Origin of the sequence: Duganella sacchari (assembly GCF_900143065.1) — a bacterium.
GTDB classification, from domain to species: domain Bacteria; phylum Pseudomonadota; class Gammaproteobacteria; order Burkholderiales; family Burkholderiaceae_D; genus Rugamonas; species Rugamonas sacchari.
Window position 1 is genome coordinate 151,412 of sequence record NZ_FRCX01000002.1, and the last position, 18,985, is coordinate 170,396.

Here is an 18,985-nt window from a genome sequence, read left to right on the forward strand (position 1 = left end):
TTCATGATCGATGCCGTCATTGTTTCTACCGCCCGCACGGGTTTGGCCAAGTCCTGGAAAGGCGCGTTCAACATGACGCATGGCGCCACGCTGGGCGGCCACGTGCTGCAGGCCGCGATCGAGCGCGCTGGCATTGAAGCGGGCGAAGTGGAAGACGTGCTGGCCGGCTGCGCCTTCCCTGAAGGCGCCAACGGCGGCAATATCGCGCGCCAGATCGCCATTCGCGCCGGCTGCCCGGTGACGACTGCCGGCATGACCATCAACCGTTTCTGCTCCTCGGGCCTGCAATCGATTGCCACGGCGTCCCAGCGCATCATCGCGGGCGAGGGGGACATCTACGCCGCTGGCGGTGTCGAGTCGATTTCCTGCGTGGCGCAGGAAATGAATCTGCATATGTACAAGGAAGTCTGGCTGTCGCAGCACAAGCCGGAAATCTACTGGCCGATGCTGCAGACGGCGGAGACTGTCGCCAAGCGCTACAACATCAGCCGCGAACGCCAGGATGAATACGGTGCGCAGAGCCAGCAGCGCGCGGCCGCCGCGCAGGCTGCCGGCCGCTTTGACGCCGAGATCGTGCCGATGACTACGGTGATGGGCGTGGCAGACAAGGCCTCGGGCATGCTGCTGTCGAAGGAAGTCACCATTTCGGCCGACGAAGGCATTCGCGCTGATACGACGTATGAAGGCGTTTCGAAAATCCGCACCGCACTGCCGGGCGGTGTGATCACGGCGGGTAACGCCAGCCAGTTCTCGGACGGCGGCGCCATGACCATCGTGATGAACGCACAGACGGCTGCCGCCAAAGGCATTGCGCCAATGGGCGTGTTCCGCGGCTTCGCTGCCGTGGGTTGCGAACCGGATGAAATGGGCATCGGTCCGGTGTTCGCGATTCCCAAGCTGCTGAAAAAGGCGGGCCTGAAGGTGGAAGACATCGGCCTGTGGGAGCTCAACGAAGCGTTTGCGGTGCAGGTGCTGTACTGCGCCGATAAGCTGGGCATCCCGATGGATCGTCTGAACGTCAACGGCGGCGCGATTGCGGTCGGCCATCCTTACGGCGTCTCGGGCGCACGCCTGGTCGGTCACGCGCTGATCGAGGGCAAGCGCCGTGGCGTCAAATATGTGGTGGTCACCATGTGTATCGGTGGCGGCCAGGGAGCGGCAGGTCTGTTCGAAGTGGTGTAAGCCGCATGGACTCGACCATTTTGTCGCGCCGCGACCTCGCTTTCATGCTGTATGAATGGCTGGATGCGGAGGCGCTGACGCGGCGCACCCGCTTCCAGGATCACAACCGTGAGACTTTCGATGCGGCACTGGATACCGCCGAACGCCTCGCCACCGAGCTGTTCGCGCCGCACAACAAGAAAGCCGACAGCAACGAGCCGCACGTGGTGGACGGCAAAGTGCAGATCATCCCCGAGGTCAGGGCGGCACTGCAGGCCTTTTCCGCCGCCGGCCTGATGGCGGCGGGCCATGACTATGAACGCGGCGGCATGCAGCTGCCGGTGGTGGTGGAGAAGGCGCTCGCGGCGTACTTCACCGCGGCCAACGTCAGCACGTCGGCCTACACCTTCCTCACCATGAGCAACGCCAACACCTTGCTCAAGACCGGCACGCCGGAGCAGATCCAGCGCTTCGTTACGCCGATGCTGGAAGGCCGCTACTTTGGCACCATGTGCCTGTCCGAGCCGCAGGCCGGTTCCAGCCTGTCGGACATCATCACCCGCGCGGTGCCGGACGGCGAGCATCAATATCGCCTGACCGGTAACAAGATGTGGATTTCTGCCGGGGAGCACGAGCTGGCCGAAAACATCGTCCATCTGGTGCTGGCCAAGATTCCCGGTGAAGACGGCAAGCTGATACCCGGCGTAAAGGGCATCTCGCTGTTCATCGTGCCGAAATTCCTGGTCAACGATGACGGTAGCCTGGGTGACCGCAATGACGTGGCGCTGGCTGGCCTCAATCACAAGATGGGCAATCGCGGCACCACCAACTGCCTGCTCAATTTCGGCGAGAAGGGCGGCGCCATCGGCTACCTGGTCGGCAAGCCGCATCAGGGCCTTGCCAATATGTTCCACATGATGAACGAGGCGCGCATCGGCGTGGGCCTGGGCGCTGCGGTGCTGGGCTACACCGGGTATCTGCATGCGCTGGACTACGCGCGCAACCGCCCGCAGGGCCGCCATCCGGCGCAGAAGGATCCGGCGCAGCCGCAGCTGGCCATCATCGAACACACCGATGTGCGGCGCATGCTGCTCGCGCAGAAAGCCTATGTGGAAGGCGGTTTGGGCCTGGTAATGTACAGCGCCCGGCTGGTCGACGAGCAGCAGACCGCCGAAACGCCGGAAGCGCGCGAACATGCTGCCCGCCTGCTGGAATTCCTGACACCGATGACCAAGTCCTGGCCATCGCAATGGTGTGTGGAAGCGAACAGCCTGGCGATCCAGGTCCACGGCGGCTATGGCTATACGCGCGAGTACAACGTCGAACAGTTCTACCGCGATAACCGCCTGAATGCCATCCATGAAGGCACGCACGGCATTCACGGCCTGGATCTGCTGGGCCGCAAGGTGTCGATGCAGGACGGCGCGCTGTTCAAGGCGTTTGCCGCCGAAGTGCGCAAGACCATCCGCAAGGTGCGTGGCAGCGTCGGCGCGCCGGACGTGGCGCCGGTGGGCTATGCCGGCATCGGCCAGGACCTGCTGTCGCACGCCGATGCGCTGGAACAGGCATGGCAGGTCTTGGAGCAAGTGACGCAAAAGCTGTATGCTGTCGGCGACATGAACAAGACGCTGGCCAACGCCAGCACCTATCTGGAAGCATGCGGCCACATCGTGGTCGCGTGGATCTGGCTGCAGCAGGCGCTGGTGGCAGCGGCATCGCTCGGTGCGAACGATGCGGACTTCTATCACGGCAAGCTGCAAGCCTGCCGTTACTTCTTCCGGTGGGAGTTGCCGAAAGTCGGCCCGCAGCTGGAACTGCTGGCCAGCATAGACACCACCACGCTCGATATGAAGGATGCGTGGTTTTAACAAGGAATAGCAATGCTCAAGCACATCGTGATGTGGAAACTGAAGGACCACGCCGAAGGCGCCGACCGCGCCACCAATGCCGCCAAAATGAAGTCCATGCTGGACGCCTGCGCCAATCTGGTGCCTGGCATCCTGAAGTTTGAAGCGGCGGTGGCGCAGCCTGGCCTGGAAGCCACCTACGATGTGATCCTGTATTCCGAATTTACCGGCAAGGCCGCGCTGGACGCGTACCAGAACCATCCTGAGCACGTCGCCATCAAGCCGTTCTTCGGCGCGGTGCGCGATCAGCGCCAGTGCATGGACTACGAAATATAAAAGGAGACATCCCATGCGTACTACCCAAGAACTCTTTTCCCTGCAAGGCAAGACGGCACTGGTGACCGGCGGTTCGCGCGGCCTGGGTCTGCAAATGGCGCTGGCGCTGGGCGAGCAGGGCGCGAAGATCGTGGTCTCGGCCCGCAAGCAGGCCGACCTGGATGAAGCGGTCGCCTACCTGTCGCAGCACGGCATCAGCGCGCATGCGATTGCCGCCGACCTATCGCAGGACGAGCAGGCCGCGCAGCTGGTGGATGACGCCATTGCGCATCTCGGCCACATCGATATCCTGATCAACAACGCAGGCGCCAGCTGGGGCGCGCCGGCGGAAGACCATCCTGTGGACGCCTGGGACAAGGTCATGGACCTCAACATCCGCAGCATTTTCGTGGTGTCGCAACTGGTGGGCAAGCGCTCGATGATCCCGCGCGGCTATGGCCGCATCATCAACATCGCCTCGATTGCAGGCCTGGCCGGCAATCCACCCGGTACGATGCAGACCATCGCCTACAATACTTCCAAGGGCGCGCTGGTCAACTTCACGCGCACGCTGGCGGGTGAGTGGGGCCGCCATGGCATCACCGTCAACGCGCTGGCGCCGGGCTTCTTCCCGTCGAAAATGACCAAGGGCCTGCTGTCTCAAATGGGCGACCAGCTCACCGCGCACGCGCCGCTGAACCGCCTGGGCGATGACGAAGACCTCAAAGGCGCGGCGGTGCTGTTCGCGTCGGACGCGGGCAAACATATCACGGGCCAGATCCTGGCAGTGGACGGAGGCGTTTCCGCAGTATGAGTATTCCTGAGCATTACCAGCGCATCGTACTGGCGGCGCGTCCGCGCGGTGCGGTCGCGCCGGAGAATTTCCGCCTCGAGACCGTGCCAGTGCCGGCACTGGCCGATGGCGAGGTGCTGATCCGTAATCACTACCTGTCGCTGGACCCGTATATGCGCGGGCGCATGAGCAAGGCCGCCAGCTACGCCGCTTCGCAGGCGTTGGACGAGACCATGATCGGCGGCACGGTCGGTGAAGTGCTCGCGTCGCGCGATGCGTTTTACCAGGTCGGCGATTTCGTCAACGGCATGCTGGGCTGGGCCGAGATGGGTGTGTCCGATGGCGTCATGCTGCGCAAGCTCGATACCACGCGCATTCCATTGTCGGCCTATCTTGGCGTGGTCGGCATGCCGGGCATGGCGGCATGGTATGGCTTCAACCAGATCATGGAAGCGGCTGCGGGTGAAACCGTGGTGGTGTCGGCCGCCAGCGGTGCGGTGGGTAGCGTGGTCGGCCAGCTGGCGCGGCTGCGCGGCTGCCGCGTGGTGGGCATCGCGGGCGGACCGGAGAAATGCGATTACGTGGTCAATCAACTGGGCTTTGATGCCTGCGTCGACTACAAGGCTGGCAATCTGGACGCCGATCTTGCGGCCGCCACGCCGGACGGCGTCGATGCGATTTTCGAGAACGTCGGCGGCGCCTGCCTCGATGCCTCGCTGGCGCGCACCAATGCGTTTGCGCGCATCGCGCTGTGCGGCCTGATCGCCGGCTACAACGGCGCCGACATGCCGATCAAGAATTCGCGCGTGCTGCTGATTAACCGCCTGACCATCCGCGGTTTCATCATCACTGAACATATGGAGTACTGGCAGCAGGGCCTGCAGGAGCTGGCCGTGCTGGTCGCCAACCGTCAGATCAAGTATCGCGAATCCGTTGCGGACGGCCTGGCCGCCGCGCCGGAAGCGTTTATGGGCCTGCTGCAAGGGCGTAATTTTGGCAAACAACTGGTGAAGCTCATTTAAAAATGAAAACATTCCGGGACAAAGTCGCCGTCATCACCGGCGGTGCAAGTGGTTTGGGCCGTCAATTCGCCAACGTGGCGGCACGTGAGGGCATGAAGCTGGTGCTGGCCGATGTACAGCGCGACGCGCTGCAAACGGCGGTCGATGAATTGACCGCGCAGGGCGCCAGCGTCATCGCGCAGTTGTGCGACGTGCGCAAGAGCGAGCAGGTGCAGGCACTGGCCGATGCGGCGGTGGCCAAGTTCGGCGCCGTGCATCTGCTGTTCAACAACGCTGGCGTGGGCTCCGGTGGCCTGATCTGGGAAAACACCGAGGCGGACTGGGAATGGGTGATGGGGGTGAATGTCTGGGGCGTGATCCACGGCGTGCGCATTTTCACCAAATTGATGCTGGCCGCAGCGGAGAGCGATCCCGCGTTTGAAGGTCATATCGTCAATACGGCATCGATGGCGGGCCTGCTGAATGCGCCGGCGATGGGGGTCTACAATGTCTCCAAGCATGCGGTGGTGTCGCTGAGCGAGACGCTGTATCAGGACTTGCAACTGGTGGGCGCGCCCATCGGCGCCTCGGTGCTGTGCCCGTACTTTGTCCCGACCGGCATTAGCCAGTCGCACCGTAATCGTCCCGAAGATGTGCGCATGACGGCAGGGCCGACGGCCAGTCAGCTGGCGGCGCAGGCCATGACGGATAAAGCCGTCTCGTCTGGCAAGGTGTCGGCCGAAGCGGTGGCGGAGGAAACCTTCCGCGCCGTGGCGGAAGGCCGCTTTTACATTTACTCGCATCCCGAAGCGCTGGCCGGTGTGCGCGAGCGCATGGAGCATATTGTGGCGGGCGCCAATCCCGCCGACCCGTACGCCGCAGCGCCGCAACTCAAGGACATGCTGCGCGCGAAAATCAAAGGAGCAAAAGCATGATCAGACTGGGAGACTGGGGCACGCTGAGTGCGGATGCAAAACTGATCCGCACGGAAGTTTTCGTCGAAGAACAGAACGTGCCGGCCGAGCTGGAAATGGACCACATGGATGCGGTCTGCCTGCACGCGGTGGTTTATGATGCCGAGGGAACGCCGGTGGGTACCGGCCGCCTGCTGCCGGATGGCCACATCGGCCGCATGGCGGTACGCAAATCCGCGCGCGGCACCGGCGTCGGCGGTCAGCTACTGCAAGCGTTGATGGAGCAGGCCAGGTTGCGCGGCGATACCCTGGTGGCGCTGAGCGCGCAAACGCATGCCGCACCGTTTTACGAACGGCACGGCTTCAGCGTGGATGGCGATGAGTTTTATGAGGCGGGTATCGCGCACATCAACATGCAGCGCAACTTCTGAATCAGGCTTTTTTGCGGCGTGCGGCGTAGGCCAGCATGCCCAGGCCGGCGATCAGCATGCCGTAGGTTGCCGGTTCAGGAACTGCAGTGACTGCGCCGAAGGTGGCCAATGCCGTACCCGCCGTATAGCCTGGCGCGGTCTTGGTCAGGGTAATGCCGAAGCTATGCGTGCCTGCGCTCAGCAGGACATTGCTGGCGACGCCCTGGAAGTAGTTGCCGACGTAGCCGCTGGTATTCCAGGTGATGGCATTGCCATCGAGCGACAGGGCAAATTCGTCGCCGGCGATAAACATGTCGGTGAGCGTGACGCTGACTTTCGATGGGCCGGCCACCGTCAGGCTGAAACTGTCGAGGGCAGGGCCGATGCCGGCGTTCCAGTTAAACTGGGTGCTCAGCCCTGTGTCTGGAACCGTAATGACACCCGCATAGGCGTTCACAGCCGTAACACCGGCGAGCGCAACACCTGCCAACAGCATCTTCATGGTTTTCATACATTCCCCTTTGTGAATTATCTAAATTTCATTAGATGCTATCACGAAGGAAATTGTTTATAACAACATTTTTTAAATCAAGCTTCGCTATTGATTAGCAAGCCTTTAAGGCTGTCCAGCTTTTTGCCGATTTGCAGCGACTGTTCCGATGGGAACTGTTGCAGCACTTTCTTGGTCTCGTTGTCGATGACTTTCACGACCGACAGACCGCTATCCTCATCGATGCTGAAATGCACTTCGCTGTTGTCTTTCAGAAAGTGATTAATTGCATCTACGGAATTTTTTAACTCAGTTTTACTCGGTGCGCGGGGCTGAGCACTGTCTTTAGGCGCGACAATAGCGTTTGTTGCATCCGTGCCCCCATTTTTACCGGACGCAGGCGTGGACGCCGTCGCCACAGTGGCGATGGATGGCAAGTCCAGGCGGCTGATGCTGCTTGTGTCCATAGTGGCTGATTTCCTTCTTCTGTGTCATGGGGCGCGGCAGGCAACGGAATGCTCCGCTACTGGTGATAACGGCAGGTCTGAAGAAAAATTGAGCGAAATGTCCCAAAAAATGCATGAGATGCTCGCAGATGCCATCGCGCAACATGATGCCCCGCTGATGGGCCTGGCGTCATTGCTGCGGCATGCCGATGCGGGCGAAGACCTGGCATCGATCGGCCAGGTGTTGTTGCAACGCGCGCAAGCCTACCCCAATGACGCCCACGCTTACATGGATTTTTCCACGGTCTTGCATCTCACGGGCGAGCATGAAGATGCGCTGGCCGTGCAGGCGGAAGCCATCATGCTGCAGCCGCACTATACGATTCCCGCCGCGCGGCCGCAGCCCGGATTGACACTGCTGGCGCTGATGGGGCCGGGCGATCTGGAGGCCAACACGCCGGTTGAATTTCTGCTACAGGACAGCGACGTCAAGCTGGAGTTGCTGTATCTGCGCGCGGATGAGGCGTTCCCGGAACAGGTGCCCGCGCATGACATCATGCTGGTTGCGGTGGCCAGCACGGAGGCAAATCAACCGCTGCTGGCATTGTTGGCGGACTACGTCAGCAACTGGCCGCGCCCGGTAATCAGCCGTCCCGAGCAGATCCGTATGCTGTCGCCGGACCGGGCGCCGGTTGCACTGAGCGGTCTGCCAGGTGTGGCGATGCCATTGGCGGTGCGCGCGGATTGCAGCGCGTTGGGCCGGCTTGCAGCCGCCCAGTTGCCGGTCAGCGTGCGGCCAGCCAAGGGTGACACGCGCTGGTACAGGATAGAGACGCCGGCGCAACTGGCCGCCTATCTGGCAGCAGCGGAGGGTGTGGAATTCTTCGTTGCCAGCGCTGCCGGTGATGGCGCGCAAGCACTGCGCCGCGTTGTCCTGATCGATGGCGAGCCTTGCGTTTGCGATGACATGCGGCGGCACCGGCCAGCGCTATCGTCCATCCAGCAACGCCTCAACCTGCCTTACCTTTGTGTGGATTGCGCGGAGCTGCCGGGCGGCGAGCTGCTGGTTGTTGACGTATCCAACGCCAAGGGCAGCTTCACCGATGTGCAGCGCAAGGCGTTCCGCGACCTGCTGGGCCGCGTGGCCGCTCAGTGGACCAGCATTTCGTGCAGCGTGGCCGGGGCGTCCTTGTAGAGTTTGACCACGGTGGAAGTGCGCGTGCCATAGCTCGGGCTTTCGATGCGGACGGCCGAGAGTACGCGCTCCAGGTCGCGCGGCACGCCGGTTTCTGGCAGACGAAGATCCGGCGCCGGTGCGGTGTCGGACAGCATTTCAAAGAAGGCTTCATCCGGCGCGCCCAGGCAAAGCAGGCTGGCGAACTGGGCTTTGGTTTTCAGCACTTTCGGCCACGGTGCATCCAGCAAGGCGTTGGACAGGCCGTAGACGCCGGGTGCGAGCGGCTGGCCGTTGCGCGCATCGTTGTCGCCCTTGTTGGAATACCAGATCAGCGTATCGCGGTCGCCCAGCACCAGGTTGAAACCGTTGTACTGGTCGGCAGTGGGGCGGATGGCGGCGACATATTCCTGCGGCGACAGGCTGCCCGCAAGGTAGTCAGCCACCAGCTGGCCGCGCGATGGCGCCTGGTCCTTGTGTTCGGACGGCGCGCGGATGTTGGTGATGGCGGCAAAGCGCGATGGCCCGCCGTCATCGCCCGGCTGGGTAATTCCCATCCAGCTGCCGCCCGCCTGCAAATCGCGGCCCGCGAAAATCTGTGGATGTTCGGGCCACGGCGCGGCCGGCGCGGTGGCGCGTTGGTAGAATTCGTCGCGGTTGGCGGCGGCGATCAGCGGTACCGCAGGCACGACCTGCCAGGCAAAAACAATCAGGCACATGGGGCGACATCCATAAAAACTTCGGTGTGGCGCAGGCCGGCGATCCAGGCCAGCAAGCCGGCCTCGTGCACCGCGCTGTCGAGCACGGCCGCAAATCCTTCCGGCGTGGACGGGTAGACTTCCATCCAGGTCTGCACGCCGTCCCTGGTCTCTGGACGGCGTTTGAGTTGGCCCGCAACGCCATGGCGCTGCGCCAGCGTCGCCTGCATGACGGCGGCCGCTGCCTGCAAGGACGCTGCGTCCGCGTCCTTGACCTTGTAGTAGATGTACAGATCCATGCTAGAGATCGAGCGGTTCCAGCACGTACGGCATGTCGAGGAAGGTCAGCGCCACGCCGTCGGCCGAGCCGAGGCGGACCGAGCCAGCTTCGATGGCGGCCAGCTTCATTTCCACCAGCGCGTCGATGCCGCCCTGGCCGTTGGGTGCAGCGTTGACGATCATGCCGCATGGCTGCTCGGGATCGGCGGTGGCAAACACTTCCATGCCGGCGGCGGCGTTGGCGTCAGGGATGCTGACCAGCGTGGTGCGGCGTTTGAGCTTGCCCAGATACTGGCTGCGCGCAACGATTTCCTGGCCCGGGTAGCAGCCTTTCTTGAAGTTGACGCCGCCCAGCAGCTCGTAATTGACCATCTGCGGAACGAACTGTTCCTGCGTCGCCTTGGCGATCTGCGGCACGCCGGCATGGATTTCCGACAGACGCCAGGCATCGCCAGCACCCACGGTCAGCTTGCCGGCCAGCACCGGCACCACGGCGGCGGCGGTTTCGGCGGACATCAGCCACTGGTAGCGCGGCGCGCCGAAGGCGTCGGCAACGCGGATCAGGGTGCCAGCCTCGGCATCGATCCTGGTGTACGGTGCGGCGGGCAGGGCGCTGAACCACTGGCCCAGCAAGGTGTTGGCGCTGGCGCCGCCCAGGCCCAGCAGCAACTGGTTGGCCGGGGCGTCGGTCGCGTCGCTGAGCTTGGTTTTGGAGCGCAGCACAAACATGCTCAGGCGTTTTTGCACGGGCGCCTGGATGTCGCGCGGCAGTTGCAGGAAGATAGTAGTTGCGTTGCGCCACATCAGGAACGAGGCCAGCAGGCGGCCTTTCGGCGAGCAATAGCCGGCCAGGCGCACTTCGCCCTGGCCCAGGTGCTCAACGTCGTTGGTCAACTGATTGTGCAGGAAACTGGCCGATTCCTCGCCGTCCAGCGCGATCAGGCCCAGGTCGGTGATCGGGGCGACAAAGCCGGCTTGCAGTTGTGCGGTGGTCAGCGGAGCCGCGTGCTGCGCTAAAAGTTCGTTCCAAGAAGACATAATTTTCAATATTTTGACGGGGAAGGCATTATCATTACGGGCTCATTATAGTGATGTCGCGGCGATCGCGTCAGATGCCACACAAAACGTGGCACTGGCGTGGCGTGCCAGGAACTGGCAAGCTGTGCGACTTGACCCAACAATTCGGCTTTAATAATGGCTTTTATCAAAAAAATAATCGGTCTGTGTGTTTTGCTGGCCATCGTCAGCGGTGCTTATTTTATGTACTGGTCGCAAAATCCGATCATTCCGTCCGAGGCGGAGTCGATTGAGTTTACGATCGCGCCCGGCAGCGGCGCCCATGCCGCCGGCCAGCAAATCGCCGAAGCGGGCGTCCCCATCCAGCCGCTGCTGTTCAACCTGCTGGCGCGCGTGACGGGCAAGAGCAGCAAGCTGAAAGCCGGTTCCTATGAATTGAAGCCGGGATCGACGCCGCTGCGCCTGATTGACCAGCTGGCGCGCGGCGAGTTTGCGCAAGAACAGCTGACCATCATCGAAGGCTGGTCGTTCCGCCAGATGCGCGCCGCGATCGCTGCGCACAAGGGCCTCAAGCACGACACCATCGCGCTGTCGGACAAGGAAGTGATGAACGCCATTGCGTCCGAGTATAAGGATGCGGAAGGGCTGTTCTTCCCGGATACCTATTTGTTCGCCAAGGGCGCCAGCGACCTGCAAATCTACAAGCAGGCGCATGCCATGATGCTCACGCGCCTGGCCGATGCCTGGGAAAAGCGCGATCCGGCGCTGCCATACAAGAATCCGTATGAGGCGCTGACCATGGCGTCCATCGTGGAAAAGGAAACCGGCCAGAAATCCGAGCGCGCCATGATCGCCGGCGTGTTCGTCAACCGCCTGAAGATCGGCATGCTGCTGCAGACCGATCCGACCGTGATCTACGGCATGGGCCTGAAGTACGACGGCAAGATCCGCAAGAAGGACCTGGAAACTGACACCCCGTACAATACCTATACCCGTTCCGGCCTGCCGCCGACGCCGATCGCCTTGCCGGGCGTTCAATCGCTGACGGCGGCGCTGGCGCCGGCCAAGACGGCGGCGCTGTATTTTGTCTCCAAGGGCAATGGCACCAGCCAGTTCTCGGACAACCTGAACGACCACAATCGGGCAGTCAATCAGTATCAACGATAAGAGTAAATGTCTAAATTCATCACCTTTGAAGGCATTGATGGCGCTGGCAAGTCCACCCACATTGCCTTCGTCAGCGACTACATCAAGGCGCGCGGCATTGAGCTGGTCAGCTCGCGCGAACCGGGCGGCACGCCGCTGGGCGAGAAGTTGCGCGAGATCGTATTGCACGAAAAAATGCACCTGGAAACCGAGGCGCTGCTGGTGTTTGCCAGCCGCCGCGAACATCTCGCCCAGGTCATCCAGCCGGCGCTGGCGCGCGGCGCCTGGGTCATCTCCGACCGCTTCACTGATTCCACCTTTGCCTACCAGGGCGGCGGCCGCGGCACCAGCCTGGCCAAGCTGGAAGCGCTGGAGCAGTGGGTGCATCCAGATGTGCAGCCAGACCTGACCTTGCTGTTTGATGTGCCGCTGGAAGTGGCGCGCGCGCGCCTGGACGCCACGCGCGAGCTGGACAAGTTCGAACAGGAAAAGGCCGACTTCTTTGCCGCCACCCGCAACGAATATCTGCGCCGTGCGGCCCAGTTCCCGCAGCGCTTCCGCGTGATCGATTCCACGCAAAGCATCGCCGAGATTCAGCAGCAGATCGCTGCCATCCTCGACGCCTGCTTTTGAAATAAAATACTGAATAATGAGTGATTCCATTTACCCGTGGCAGCAATCCGCGTGGCAGCAGCTGCAAACGCTGCGCCAGCGCATGCCGCATGCCATCCTGTTCCATGGCGCCGCCGGCATAGGCAAGTCCGATTTCATCGAGCGCTTTGCGCAGGGCTTGCTGTGCGAGGCGGTGCTGCCGGATGGCCACGCCTGCGGCACGTGCGCGTCCTGCGGCTGGTTCTCGCAGCAGAACCACCCGGACTACCGCCGCGTGCGGCCCGAGTCCATGGAGGATGAGCCGGCGGAAAGCGAAGACGGCGAAGGCGAGACCAAAAAGGCCGCCAAGTCGAAGGTGCCATCCAAGGAAATCAAGATCGAGCAGATCCGCAACCTGGCGGATTTCATGAACATCTCCACCCACCGCCAGGGCTTGCGCGTGGTGGTGCTGTATCCGGCCGAAGCGCTGAATATGCCGGCCTCCAATGCACTGCTGAAAACGCTGGAAGAGCCGCCGCCAGGCACGGTATTCCTGCTGGCGTCCAATAGCCTGGACCGCCTGCTGCCGACCATCCTGTCGCGCTGCCGCAAGTTCGCGCTGCCGATGCCGAGCCATGCCGAGGCGCTGGCCTGGCTCAAGGAGCAAGGCGTGCCGGACGCCGACAGCTGGTTGCGCGAGCAGGGCGGCGCCCCGCTGGCGGCCATGGAGCAGGCCGAGAACGGCAGCCGCGAGGATCTGGAAACGCTGCTGCAGATGCTGGCCCACCCAAGCGTGGATCTTGCCTTGAAAGTTGCGGATAAGTTACAAAAAGCGCCGTTGAGCGGCCCGGTGTCCTGGCTGCAGCGCTGGCTTTATGATGTGTTTTCCTACAAACTGTCCGGTAACATCCGGTATTATCCTCGCTATCAGAAAGAGGTGGCCAGCCTGGCGGACAAGATCCACGTCAGCCGCCTGATGGCCGCGATCAAGGGCGCCAACGAGCGCCGCGCGACTGCCGACCATCCGCTGTCGCCCAAGCTGTTCCTTGAGGATATGCTGCTTGAATACACGACCTGCTGCGCCTGAAAGGTAAGGAATGTCCGCTGCCAGCCCACTTGACCCGAACACCGTGCCGATGACGCCACGGCCGACGGTGCTGTCGCTGGCGATCAAGGAAAAGGCGGCGCTGTATGCCGCCTACATGCCTTTCCTGAAAAACGGCGGCATGTTCGTGCCGACCCAGAAGCCCTACAAACTGGGCGACGAGATCTATCTGATCCTGGCGCTCATGGACGACCCCAACAAGTATCCGATCGCCTGCAAAGTCGCCTGGATCACGCCGGCCGGCGCGCACAACAACAAGGCGCAGGGCGTGGGCGTGCATTTTCCGGACGATGAGAGCGGCCAGCGCGCCCGGCTGCGTATCGAAGAAATCCTTGGCGCCGCATTGCGTTCTGCGCGCGCTACCCACACCCTGTAACCCTGCTTTTCACTTCACATGACTTTCCGCCATCGCCTTGCCACGCTTGAAGATCTGCCTACCATCGTTGCCATCTACAACAGCACCATCGCCTCGCGCGAGGTGACTGCCGATACCGAGCCGGTGCCGGTGGAATCGCGTCTGCCGTGGTTCCACGAGCATACGCCGGACAAGCGCCCGCTGTGGATCATCGAAGCGGCGGACACTGGCGCGACGCTGGGCTGGATGTCGTACTCGAATTTCTATGGCCGCCCGGCCTATTCAGGGACTTCGGAAATTTCAATTTATATCGCCGAGGCGGCGCGCGGCAAGGGCGTGGGCCGTTACTGCATCGAGCAGGCGATTGCCTACGCGCCGCAGATCAAGGTGCACACGCTGCTGGGTTTCATCTTCGGCCACAACCAGCCCAGCCTGGGCCTGTTCGGCAAATTCGGCTTTGAAACCTGGGCGCATCTGCCCAAGGTGGCGAATCTGGACGGCGTTGAGCGCGACCTGATTATCCTTGGAAAACGCGTGGCGTAAGGTGGATTTGCGGGCTGTCGAAATCGATGGTCATGGTGCGGCCGCCCGCCAGGATCACATTGAACGGCGTATCGTCACGCGGTCCGCTGCGTGAGCTGGCAAACAGGTCGCTGAAGTCGCCGAAGCCCTGGTTCTGCGCATCGGTGGCGTGGGTATCGGCTTGAAGTTGGTCGAGACGCGCGTCCAGGCGCGCAACGGTGCGGCGCAGTTCGGCAATTTCGCGGTCTTTTTCTTCCAGTTCTTCTTCGTAGCCGGCGCACAGATCGCGCAGGCGGCGGTCGGTGTCCTTGTGCAGGCGGTCGGTGAGCTGTTCGACCAGCGCCGTAATGCTGCGCGCCGTGTCGTCGCGCCGGAGGCCCTGGCCGGCCTGGCTGTCTTCCTCGGCCAGGTCTTTGAGATGCTTGTGGATGGTGGACTTGGAGCCGGTGCCCAAGGCATGGCGCACGGCATCAACCGAGGGGTAGCGCCCCTCGGCCACGATCTGGTCCCGTGTTTCCCTGACCTGTGATTTGCTTAATCCGGTACGCGCCATGTGTTTGTCCTGTTGTCGTTCAGGAGCTGGCTTGACCCACCAGTCCCCGGTTTTGTGCACGGTTGAGTTTAGGGTGCACAATCGGAATCGTCAACATGGTGCTGCCGGCCGCCATCAGCAACAGTGCGGTAAAGGTCTCGTTGGTGATGATTTGCTTGTCCAGCAGGATGTTGGCAAACACGATCTCGATCAGGCCCTTGGACTGCAGCAGCCAGCCGATGATCGAGGCTTCGCCTTTTTTCCAGTTCAGCACTTTGCCGGCCAGGTGGGCGCCGGCCAGCTTGCCGCCGACCGAAGCGAACAGCAGCAGCCCCGCCACGAAGAACACCGAGTAGCCGCCCAGGTCCCACTTGGTGCGCAGGCCCGTGCTCAGGAAGAATACCGGCATCAGCACCAGCAGCACGTTTTTGAACAGCGCGTCCAGCTTTTCCTGGCCGAACCATTCCGCGTCCATGACCACGCCTGCCAGGAAAGCGCCCACCATGAAGTGCAGACCGGCCCAGTCGGCGCCAAACGAGCAGGCGATCAGCCAGATCACGGCCACGTACCAGCGGTCGCTTTCGTCCAGGCGCGCCATCAGGCGGCGGAACACAAAGGTCAGCGTGGCAAACGCCACCAGGAAGCCGGCCTGGCGGCCCACGCGCTCCCAGTCCAGCATAATCAGCGCCAGCACGCCCCAGATGGCGACGTCATCCAGGCTGGCATAGCGCAGGATGCGCTGGCCCATGGGCTGGCGCAGGATGTCGAGTTTTTCCAGCAGCAGCACCAGCACCGGCAGCGCGGTCACGGCGCAGGCCATGCCGGTGCCCAGCATGAATTGCCAGTTGGCGGCCTTGGCGCCCATCCAGCCCTGGTAGTTCATGAGCAGCAGGGCGGCGGCGCAACCGAACAGCAGCGGCACGCCCAGCGACAGGCCGGCGGTGGTGACGCTTTCGCGGCGGTATTGCCAGACTGTTTTCAGATCCAGCTCGATACCGGCCAGCATCACGAACAGCATCACGCCCCATTGGGCAATGCCGTTGAGGGTTTTGACCACATCGGGATTGAACAGGAATTTGTAGTAATCGGGCATGGTGGCGCCGAGCACGCCAGGGCCAAGAATGATGCCCATGATGATCTGCACGATCACCAGCGGTGCGAAGTAATCGGTTTTGCCCAGCCGCCAGACCAGGTAAGGGGCAACGAAAATCAGCAGCATCGCCAGCAGGAAAATTTCGGTGGTACTCATAGGTCTCCTTTTGTTTTTGTAACGTAATTACATAACGTGAGGCGATGGTAGCCGAGTATTAACAAGCCGAAAAGTGTTTTTGATATCGGCAGTGGTATCGTTTCCACAACTCGGGCGCACGGCGGGATCGGTTACAATCCCGGCATGTATATCGACTCTCATTGCCACATCAATTTCCCCGAGCTGGCTGCTCGCATGCCGGACATCCTGGCCCAGATGGCGCACAACAAGGTCACCCATGCGCTGTGCGTGTCGGTGGACTTGCCGGATTTCCCGCAGGTGCTGGCGCTGGCGCACCAGTATCCGCACATCTACGCCTCGGTGGGCGTGCATCCGGATTATGAAGACACGCCGGAGCCCACCGTCGAGCAGCTGGTGGCGCTGGCGGATGACCCCAAGATCATCGCGATCGGCGAGACCGGGCTGGACTACTTCCGCCTGGAAGGCGACCTGGAATGGCAGCGTGAGCGCTTCCGCACCCACATCAAGGCCTCGCGCATCACCCGCAAGCCCTTGATTATCCATACCCGCAGCGCCAGCGAAGACACCATCCGCATCATGCGCGAAGAGGGCGCCGGCACGGAGGCGGGCGGCGTGGCGGGCGTGATGCACTGCTTTACCGAGTCGCTGGAAGTGGCGAAGGCCGCCATCGCGATGGGCTTTTATATTTCCTTCTCGGGCATCGTGACCTTCAAGAGCGCCAAGGAGTTGCAGGCAGTGGCGCTGGAACTGCCGCTGGAACGCATCCTCATCGAAACCGACTCGCCCTACCTGGCGCCGGTGCCGTACCGCGGCAGGATGAATGAGCCGGGCTTTGTTGCGCACGTGGCCGAATACATCGCCAAGCTCAAAGGCGTGCCAGTGGAAGAGGTCGCTGCGCAGACCACGGCCAATTTCCGCACGCTGTTCAACGTTGCAGAATGATGCGCCGCCGCCTCATTCTGCTGGGCTTGGCCGCCGCCTTGAGTGCACCGGCTTTTGCCAGCGGGCAGAGCGACGACGAGGTTGACTTCTTCCGTGCCGCCCAGCTGGACGCGGTGAGCCGCGTGCAGACCGCGCTGCTGCGTGGCGTCAGCCCGAATGTCCGTGATCCCAACGGTGAGACGGGCCTGATTGTCGCGATGCGTTACGAGTCGCTCAAGGTGGCGCGCCTGCTCATGGACCAGCCCGGCATCGATCTGGAAGCCAAGGCGCCCAACGGCAATACCGCGCTGATGATGGCTGCCTTCCGCACCAACAAGCAGGCCGTGCTGGAGATGCTCCAGCGCGGCGCCCAGGTCAACCAGAAGGGCTGGACGGCATTACATTACGCCGCCGCCGCGGGCAGCGTGGAAATCACCACCATCCTGCTGGACAAGTACGCCTACATCGACGCCGAAACCCCGTCCGGCATGACGCCGCTCATGATCGCCGCGCGCGAAGGCCAGGAAGACGTGGTGGCGCTGCTGCTCAAGGAGGGCGCCGACGCCACTCTCAAAGATGGCGGCTTCCACCTCACGGCCGCCGAGTTTGCGCTGAAGGCCGACAAGCCCTGGATCGCCAAAACCATCAACGCCTTCCTGGCGGCAAAGCAGGCGAAGCCATAAATAACGTAACGCGTGACGGTATTTGGGTGAGCGATTGAATTGACGGGTATTTGTTGCCCAGCTCACTGCATGGTGGGGCAACAATCTTAACGATAATGTCCTTAGAGCACTCACCAAGGACCACCATGCTGAACGAACGCGAAATTGAAAGCTGCTATCTGGGGCAGTTTATTCCAGTCCACTACCATCACAATATGCTGATGGATCAGAACCGCATGCACGGGTTCAAGTCAGCCATCGACTATGCCGTGAAGCCGGGCATGAAGGTGCTGGAGCTTGGTGGTGGCACGGGCGTGCTGTCGTGGTTTGCGGCCGCCAAGGCGGCCAAGGTGTATTGCGTCGAATTCAATCCGGACATGGTCAAGGAAGCGCGCAAGTTCCTGGCCATGAATCCCAACGGCGAAAAAGTCGAAGTCGTCCACGCGGATGCGTTTGAATACCTGCCGCCGGAACCGGTCGATGTGGTGATCTGCGAAATGATCCACGTCGGCATGCTGCGTGAAAAACAGGTGGAAGTGATTGAATCGTTCAAGCGCCGTTATACCGAGCGCTTCGGCGGCCCGCTGCCGGTGTTCCTGCCGGAAGCCGTCATCATGGCAGTGCAGCCGCTGCAGCAGGAATACGACTTTGAAGGCTTTTACGCGCCGATCGTGCAGTTCCAGGAAACCACGGTGATCTACCCGGGCACGGTGGAAATGGCGCCGCCGGCCGTCTACAGCATCATCGATTTCAACCAGCCGAACGAGCTGATGTATTCGTGGCAGGGCAAGTTCGTGGTTGAGCGCAATGGCGAGATCAATGCCATGCGCTTTGTCACCAAGAACATTCTGGCGGTGGTGCAGGAGCGTTCCACTACCATCGACTGGCTCAACCACTACATGACGCTGCCACTGGCCACGCCCGTCAAGGCGCGTGAAGGCGATGTGCTGCAGGTGAGCTTCCAGTACCGCGCCGGTGGCGCAATTCCATCGCTGCAAGCCTCGCTCAAGGCCGAGATCCTGTACGAAGCCACGCTGCAACCCACGCGCGTCCCTGCTTACGCGTAAAAAGTCCCCACGACGGCCGGTCGGGAGCGTATATTTCGCCTTTTAAGCGAGAAATATATGACCCAGACCGACCAACGTTACCTGATCCAGCAAAACAAACTTGTCGATGGCGAGGCCAAACCGCCCGTGTTTGCCAAAGTCATGCGCAGCAAGGAAGGCGTGTTTGAAGGCGTGTCCTTCATCAAATCCAAGGAAAAGGCCTCGGTGCTGACCATCGATGAAGCCAACCAGGCGATTGCCTGGGCCAACCAGAAAAAGCCCAACGCCAAAGAGTACGTCACCAAAATCATCTGCCTGGGCCAGTAGGC

Annotated in this window: 24 protein-coding genes; 17 read left to right on the forward strand and 7 right to left on the reverse strand. The window is 61.9% G+C overall.

Annotated features, from left to right (window positions below; genetic code table 11):
- The first annotated feature begins 3 nt into the window (after nucleotides 1-3).
- Genes BUA36_RS04630 through BUA36_RS04660 form a run of 7 tightly spaced genes read left to right on the forward strand, consistent with a single transcriptional unit; the run spans nucleotide 4 to nucleotide 6,462 of the window.
- A complete protein-coding gene (locus BUA36_RS04630) occupies nucleotides 4-1,182 on the forward strand; it encodes an acetyl-CoA C-acyltransferase (protein WP_072781782.1) in 1,179 nt (392 codons plus the stop codon).
- A gap of 5 nt (nucleotides 1,183-1,187) precedes the next feature.
- Nucleotides 1,188-3,029, forward strand: coding sequence for an acyl-CoA dehydrogenase (locus BUA36_RS04635; RefSeq protein WP_072781785.1), 1,842 nt, complete (start codon nucleotides 1,188-1,190; stop codon nucleotides 3,027-3,029).
- Between the two features lie 12 nt (nucleotides 3,030-3,041).
- The gene (locus tag BUA36_RS04640) at nucleotides 3,042-3,344 is read left to right on the forward strand and encodes a Dabb family protein (RefSeq protein ID WP_072781788.1); all 303 of its coding nucleotides are present in this window, start codon (nucleotides 3,042-3,044) and stop codon (nucleotides 3,342-3,344) included.
- Between the two features lie 13 nt (nucleotides 3,345-3,357).
- Entirely contained in the window at nucleotides 3,358-4,137 is a 780-nt protein-coding gene (locus BUA36_RS04645; RefSeq protein ID WP_072781790.1) for an SDR family oxidoreductase, read from the forward strand.
- Entirely contained in the window at nucleotides 4,134-5,138 is a 1,005-nt protein-coding gene (locus tag BUA36_RS04650) for an NADP-dependent oxidoreductase (protein WP_072781792.1), read from the forward strand. The genes BUA36_RS04645 and BUA36_RS04650 overlap by 4 nt, the downstream gene beginning before the upstream one ends.
- Nucleotides 5,139-5,140: 2 nt before the next feature.
- A complete protein-coding gene (locus BUA36_RS04655) occupies nucleotides 5,141-6,052 on the forward strand; it encodes an SDR family oxidoreductase (protein WP_072781794.1) in 912 nt (303 codons plus the stop codon).
- Nucleotides 6,049-6,462, forward strand: a complete 414-nt coding sequence (locus BUA36_RS04660) for a GNAT family N-acetyltransferase (protein WP_072781796.1) — start codon at nucleotides 6,049-6,051, stop codon at nucleotides 6,460-6,462. Before BUA36_RS04655 ends, BUA36_RS04660 begins: the two co-directional genes overlap by 4 nt.
- A gap of 1 nt (nucleotide 6,463) precedes the next feature.
- Here the strand turns inward: BUA36_RS04660 and BUA36_RS04665 are convergent, their stop codons facing one another.
- The gene (locus tag BUA36_RS04665; protein ID WP_072781798.1) at nucleotides 6,464-6,952 is read right to left on the reverse strand and encodes a PEP-CTERM sorting domain-containing protein; all 489 of its coding nucleotides are present in this window, start codon (nucleotides 6,950-6,952) and stop codon (nucleotides 6,464-6,466) included.
- A 77-nt stretch (nucleotides 6,953-7,029) separates the two neighbouring features.
- On the reverse strand, nucleotides 7,030-7,398 hold the full coding sequence (locus tag BUA36_RS04670) for a flagellar protein FlaG (RefSeq protein WP_072781800.1): 369 nt from the start codon (nucleotides 7,396-7,398) through the stop codon (nucleotides 7,030-7,032).
- Between the two features lie 97 nt (nucleotides 7,399-7,495).
- Between BUA36_RS04670 and BUA36_RS04675 the strand changes: the two genes are divergently transcribed.
- On the forward strand, nucleotides 7,496-8,572 hold the full coding sequence (locus BUA36_RS04675; RefSeq protein ID WP_072781802.1) for a hypothetical protein: 1,077 nt from the start codon (nucleotides 7,496-7,498) through the stop codon (nucleotides 8,570-8,572).
- On the opposite strand, the gene BUA36_RS04680 is transcribed toward BUA36_RS04675, so the two are convergent.
- The 3 genes from BUA36_RS04680 to ygfZ are packed head-to-tail and all read right to left on the reverse strand — an operon-like array spanning nucleotide 8,527 to nucleotide 10,566.
- The gene (locus BUA36_RS04680; protein WP_072781804.1) at nucleotides 8,527-9,270 is read right to left on the reverse strand and encodes an NRDE family protein; all 744 of its coding nucleotides are present in this window, start codon (nucleotides 9,268-9,270) and stop codon (nucleotides 8,527-8,529) included. The two genes, BUA36_RS04675 and BUA36_RS04680, sit on opposite strands and share 46 nt — an antisense overlap.
- Nucleotides 9,261-9,548: a DUF4936 family protein gene (locus tag BUA36_RS04685; RefSeq protein ID WP_072781806.1), complete on the reverse strand. Its 288-nt coding sequence runs from the start codon at nucleotides 9,546-9,548 to the stop codon at nucleotides 9,261-9,263. Before BUA36_RS04685 ends, BUA36_RS04680 begins: the two co-directional genes overlap by 10 nt.
- Nucleotide 9,549: 1 nt before the next feature.
- A complete protein-coding gene (gene ygfZ / locus BUA36_RS04690) occupies nucleotides 9,550-10,566 on the reverse strand; it encodes a CAF17-like 4Fe-4S cluster assembly/insertion protein YgfZ (RefSeq protein ID WP_072781808.1) in 1,017 nt (338 codons plus the stop codon).
- Between the two features lie 156 nt (nucleotides 10,567-10,722).
- Here ygfZ and mltG point away from each other — a divergent pair, with 156 nt between their 5' ends.
- Genes mltG through BUA36_RS04715 form a run of 5 tightly spaced genes read left to right on the forward strand, consistent with a single transcriptional unit; the run spans nucleotide 10,723 to nucleotide 14,285 of the window.
- Entirely contained in the window at nucleotides 10,723-11,712 is a 990-nt protein-coding gene (mltG, locus tag BUA36_RS04695; protein ID WP_208861853.1) for an endolytic transglycosylase MltG, read from the forward strand.
- Nucleotides 11,713-11,718: 6 nt separating this feature from the next.
- A complete protein-coding gene (gene tmk, locus BUA36_RS04700) occupies nucleotides 11,719-12,324 on the forward strand; it encodes a dTMP kinase (protein WP_072781810.1) in 606 nt (201 codons plus the stop codon).
- Nucleotides 12,325-12,340: 16 nt separating this feature from the next.
- Nucleotides 12,341-13,369 carry a DNA polymerase III subunit delta' gene (locus BUA36_RS04705; protein ID WP_072781812.1) on the forward strand — a complete coding sequence of 343 codons (1,029 nt, stop codon included), beginning with the start codon at nucleotides 12,341-12,343 and terminating at the stop codon, nucleotides 13,367-13,369.
- Nucleotides 13,370-13,379: 10 nt separating this feature from the next.
- Entirely contained in the window at nucleotides 13,380-13,763 is a 384-nt protein-coding gene (locus BUA36_RS04710) for a PilZ domain-containing protein (protein WP_072781814.1), read from the forward strand.
- A gap of 18 nt (nucleotides 13,764-13,781) precedes the next feature.
- Nucleotides 13,782-14,285 carry a GNAT family N-acetyltransferase gene (locus tag BUA36_RS04715; protein ID WP_072781816.1) on the forward strand — a complete coding sequence of 168 codons (504 nt, stop codon included), beginning with the start codon at nucleotides 13,782-13,784 and terminating at the stop codon, nucleotides 14,283-14,285.
- Here the strand turns inward: BUA36_RS04715 and BUA36_RS04720 are convergent.
- Entirely contained in the window at nucleotides 14,260-14,817 is a 558-nt protein-coding gene (locus BUA36_RS04720; protein WP_072781818.1) for a DNA-binding protein, read from the reverse strand. The genes BUA36_RS04715 and BUA36_RS04720 overlap by 26 nt on opposite strands.
- A gap of 19 nt (nucleotides 14,818-14,836) precedes the next feature.
- On the reverse strand, nucleotides 14,837-16,045 hold the full coding sequence (locus BUA36_RS04725) for a cation:proton antiporter (protein ID WP_072781820.1): 1,209 nt from the start codon (nucleotides 16,043-16,045) through the stop codon (nucleotides 14,837-14,839).
- Nucleotides 16,046-16,189: 144 nt separating this feature from the next.
- On the opposite strand from BUA36_RS04725, the gene BUA36_RS04730 reads away from it, so the two are divergent.
- The 4 genes from BUA36_RS04730 (at nucleotide 16,190) to BUA36_RS04745 (ending at nucleotide 18,983) form a co-directional block, all read left to right on the forward strand.
- Complete coding sequence (locus tag BUA36_RS04730; protein ID WP_072781822.1) at nucleotides 16,190-16,969, forward strand: TatD family hydrolase; 780 nt, start codon at nucleotides 16,190-16,192, stop codon at nucleotides 16,967-16,969.
- Nucleotides 16,966-17,631, forward strand: a complete 666-nt coding sequence (locus tag BUA36_RS04735; RefSeq protein ID WP_072781824.1) for an ankyrin repeat domain-containing protein — start codon at nucleotides 16,966-16,968, stop codon at nucleotides 17,629-17,631. The genes BUA36_RS04730 and BUA36_RS04735 overlap by 4 nt, the downstream gene beginning before the upstream one ends.
- 95 nt (nucleotides 17,632-17,726) lie before the next feature.
- Nucleotides 17,727-18,677, forward strand: a complete 951-nt coding sequence (locus BUA36_RS04740) for a class I SAM-dependent methyltransferase (RefSeq protein WP_139260345.1) — start codon at nucleotides 17,727-17,729, stop codon at nucleotides 18,675-18,677.
- A gap of 57 nt (nucleotides 18,678-18,734) precedes the next feature.
- Nucleotides 18,735-18,983 carry a hypothetical protein gene (locus tag BUA36_RS04745; protein ID WP_072781828.1) on the forward strand — a complete coding sequence of 83 codons (249 nt, stop codon included), beginning with the start codon at nucleotides 18,735-18,737 and terminating at the stop codon, nucleotides 18,981-18,983.
- Nucleotides 18,984-18,985 lie beyond the last annotated feature (2 nt).

What these genes read in the sequence shown, in the direction of transcription:
- BUA36_RS04630 (WP_072781782.1), top strand. Translation starts at nt 4, where the DNA reads ATGATCGATGCCGTCATTGTTTCTACCGCCCGCACGGGTTTGGCCAAG.
- BUA36_RS04635 (WP_072781785.1), top strand. Translation starts at nt 1,188, where the DNA reads ATGGACTCGACCATTTTGTCGCGCCGCGACCTCGCTTTCATGCTGTAT.
- BUA36_RS04640 (WP_072781788.1), top strand. Translation starts at nt 3,042, where the DNA reads ATGCTCAAGCACATCGTGATGTGGAAACTGAAGGACCACGCCGAAGGC.
- BUA36_RS04645 (WP_072781790.1), top strand. Translation starts at nt 3,358, where the DNA reads ATGCGTACTACCCAAGAACTCTTTTCCCTGCAAGGCAAGACGGCACTG.
- BUA36_RS04650 (WP_072781792.1), top strand. Translation starts at nt 4,134, where the DNA reads ATGAGTATTCCTGAGCATTACCAGCGCATCGTACTGGCGGCGCGTCCG.
- BUA36_RS04655 (WP_072781794.1), top strand. Translation starts at nt 5,141, where the DNA reads ATGAAAACATTCCGGGACAAAGTCGCCGTCATCACCGGCGGTGCAAGT.
- BUA36_RS04660 (WP_072781796.1), top strand. Translation starts at nt 6,049, where the DNA reads ATGATCAGACTGGGAGACTGGGGCACGCTGAGTGCGGATGCAAAACTG.
- BUA36_RS04665 (WP_072781798.1), bottom strand. Translation starts at nt 6,952, where the DNA reads ATGAAAACCATGAAGATGCTGTTGGCAGGTGTTGCGCTCGCCGGTGTT.
- BUA36_RS04670 (WP_072781800.1), bottom strand. Translation starts at nt 7,398, where the DNA reads ATGGACACAAGCAGCATCAGCCGCCTGGACTTGCCATCCATCGCCACT.
- BUA36_RS04675 (WP_072781802.1), top strand. Translation starts at nt 7,496, where the DNA reads ATGTCCCAAAAAATGCATGAGATGCTCGCAGATGCCATCGCGCAACAT.
- BUA36_RS04680 (WP_072781804.1), bottom strand. Translation starts at nt 9,270, where the DNA reads ATGTGCCTGATTGTTTTTGCCTGGCAGGTCGTGCCTGCGGTACCGCTG.
- BUA36_RS04685 (WP_072781806.1), bottom strand. Translation starts at nt 9,548, where the DNA reads ATGGATCTGTACATCTACTACAAGGTCAAGGACGCGGACGCAGCGTCC.
- ygfZ (WP_072781808.1), bottom strand. Translation starts at nt 10,566, where the DNA reads ATGTCTTCTTGGAACGAACTTTTAGCGCAGCACGCGGCTCCGCTGACC.
- mltG (WP_208861853.1), top strand. Translation starts at nt 10,723, where the DNA reads ATGGCTTTTATCAAAAAAATAATCGGTCTGTGTGTTTTGCTGGCCATC.
- tmk (WP_072781810.1), top strand. Translation starts at nt 11,719, where the DNA reads ATGTCTAAATTCATCACCTTTGAAGGCATTGATGGCGCTGGCAAGTCC.
- BUA36_RS04705 (WP_072781812.1), top strand. Translation starts at nt 12,341, where the DNA reads ATGAGTGATTCCATTTACCCGTGGCAGCAATCCGCGTGGCAGCAGCTG.
- BUA36_RS04710 (WP_072781814.1), top strand. Translation starts at nt 13,380, where the DNA reads ATGTCCGCTGCCAGCCCACTTGACCCGAACACCGTGCCGATGACGCCA.
- BUA36_RS04715 (WP_072781816.1), top strand. Translation starts at nt 13,782, where the DNA reads ATGACTTTCCGCCATCGCCTTGCCACGCTTGAAGATCTGCCTACCATC.
- BUA36_RS04720 (WP_072781818.1), bottom strand. Translation starts at nt 14,817, where the DNA reads ATGGCGCGTACCGGATTAAGCAAATCACAGGTCAGGGAAACACGGGAC.
- BUA36_RS04725 (WP_072781820.1), bottom strand. Translation starts at nt 16,045, where the DNA reads ATGAGTACCACCGAAATTTTCCTGCTGGCGATGCTGCTGATTTTCGTT.
- BUA36_RS04730 (WP_072781822.1), top strand. Translation starts at nt 16,190, where the DNA reads ATGTATATCGACTCTCATTGCCACATCAATTTCCCCGAGCTGGCTGCT.
- BUA36_RS04735 (WP_072781824.1), top strand. Translation starts at nt 16,966, where the DNA reads ATGATGCGCCGCCGCCTCATTCTGCTGGGCTTGGCCGCCGCCTTGAGT.
- BUA36_RS04740 (WP_139260345.1), top strand. Translation starts at nt 17,727, where the DNA reads ATGTCCTTAGAGCACTCACCAAGGACCACCATGCTGAACGAACGCGAA.
- BUA36_RS04745 (WP_072781828.1), top strand. Translation starts at nt 18,735, where the DNA reads ATGACCCAGACCGACCAACGTTACCTGATCCAGCAAAACAAACTTGTC.